General features: G+C 68.1%; 3 protein-coding genes and 1 pseudogene. All 4 read right to left on the reverse strand.

The genetic code is table 11. From position 1 onward, the window contains the following. Positions 1 to 414: conjugal transfer protein TraH (locus QZX93_RS04265; protein ID WP_366759679.1), on the reverse strand; the 414-nt coding region annotated here is incomplete at its 3' end. Next, positions 407 to 1069: a conjugal transfer protein TraF gene (locus QZX93_RS04270; protein ID WP_366759682.1), complete on the reverse strand. Its 663-nt coding sequence runs from the start codon at positions 1067 to 1069 to the stop codon at positions 407 to 409. The genes QZX93_RS04270 and QZX93_RS04265, both read right to left, overlap by 8 nt. 23 nt (positions 1070 to 1092) lie before the next feature. After that, positions 1093 to 1473 (reverse strand): annotated as a pseudogene (locus tag QZX93_RS27275) (FlhC family transcriptional regulator); the annotation flags it as partial. Beyond that, a partial coding sequence (locus QZX93_RS04275) for a hypothetical protein (protein WP_295394399.1) occupies positions 1460 to 1744 on the reverse strand: 285 nt, incomplete at its 5' end. The gene QZX93_RS04275 and the pseudogene QZX93_RS27275, both read right to left, overlap by 14 nt.

Raw genomic sequence — 1744 nt, forward strand, 5'->3', positions numbered from 1 at the left:
CACCGTATCCTGGAGCTTGGAGATGATCTCGGCCGCCTGGGGTGACATGGCGGCCAGGGCCATCTGGAAGGCGTAGCCGGTGGCATTCGCGGCGATGGCCCGCATCAGCGCCTGGAACTGGTCGGCATTGATGAAGCTGAAACTGCCGGCATAGAGGTCGATGCCACCGCAGCCGGCCTCGAACGACGGCGGGGTCACATGCATCAGGGATTCGGAGACGATCCGGTTGCGGGCCTGGAGTGACCCACCGTCGAAGACGCCACGGCGCTGGCCCAGGTGGGCCGTCGGCGATGTGGCGTTGACCATGGTATTGAACAGTTGGTCCGACTGCTGCGCCAGGCCTCCCGCGGACAGGACGCCGGCCTGCAGCAGGGCGGCGACGGCGAGTGGCGCGATGGTGAGTGCTTTAGTCATGGATGAGTGCTCGCAGGCGTGCCACCAGGGCGGCGGGGTCGTCGGGCAGTTCGCCCGAGCGCGTGAGCGCGGCGGCGCTCACATCGGTCGTCACCGCCCGGGTCGGTGTGACGTCGGCTTCCGTGATCCAGCCCGCCGTGACGGCGGCCGTCACGAACCGCTCCTGCAACTGGGCCAGCGACAGCAGGCCCTGGGCGACTGGTGCGACCTTGGGTCCGTCGGGGTCGGGGCGTACCAGGAACATGGTCGGTGTGGAGCGCACCCCGAGTGCGCGGCCCTGGCCGCCATCGGCACGGAAGTTCGGGAAGACGCCACTAGGCAGTGGCTGGCCATCCAGCGAGATGGGCAGCACCGTGAAGCCGTAGTGCTGGGACATCAGCTCCAGCAACGGGGCTTGCGCTTCGCAGTAAGGGCAGTCGGAGCGGAAGAAGAACCAGACCACCGCGAGCCGGGCGATGCGCCCGAGCACGGCATCCCGGGCGTCGCCGGCCGTCTTGTTCGCGAGATTGGCGCCGAAGGTCGCGGTGGGCCGCTGGGTGATCTCGTCGAGGTCGGGATTGCCCTGGACCACGCGCTCGGCGACCTTCGCGGTGGACAGGTTGAACCGATATTCCCCGCCCGCATGACGAGAAACCCCACCTCGCAGTCCGGGCAGTGCTGCAAGTCAGCCTGGCCGCTGCGCAAGTCACGCGCGGTGGCCCAGGCCAGATTGATGTCGATGAGTGGTGGCTTGCGTCGTGGGATCAGCGCCAGGTACATCTCGAACGCGTCGAGCAAGGCGGTGTAGTTGACGGCCTGGTAGAGCCCACGCCCATCCAGCCGCAAATACAACGCGGCGAACAGCGAGGCATGGGCCTGTTGCGGGCGGGTCTTGATGACGGTGCCCACGCTGGTGACCAGCGGTCCCCCGCGCGGTGAACGGCCGTGGATCTCGCGGTGCAGATTGCGCAGGTATTCGCGTGCCACACCGGTGCCGGAATACACGATGGAGAGCTTGACGCCGTGTCTGACCAGGCGGACGGCCAACTGCAAGGCGGTGTAGCGATCAACTGCGCTCACTGGCGGCTCCGACGGCCAGCAGCGCCGTGTGCATCGCCACCACCGGGCAATCCGTCTCAATGGGAACCCGGCCGCCCGGCAGGCAGACGGTCTGCATCGCCCGGGTGGGCAACCGGACCTCAAAGGTACAGACCGGGAGCGTCGCCAGCGCCACGACCTCATCGGGGCCGGCCGTCAGTAACCATTCCGCCAGGACCTGGGGGACGCCGAAGGCGGTCATCGCAAACGGCACGCTCTCCCGGGCCGCGTCACGCGCGGCCAGGAAGAACGC

Origin of the sequence: uncultured Thiodictyon sp., from assembly GCF_903946935.1 — a bacterium.
Classification (GTDB): Bacteria; Pseudomonadota; Gammaproteobacteria; order Chromatiales; family Chromatiaceae; genus Thiodictyon.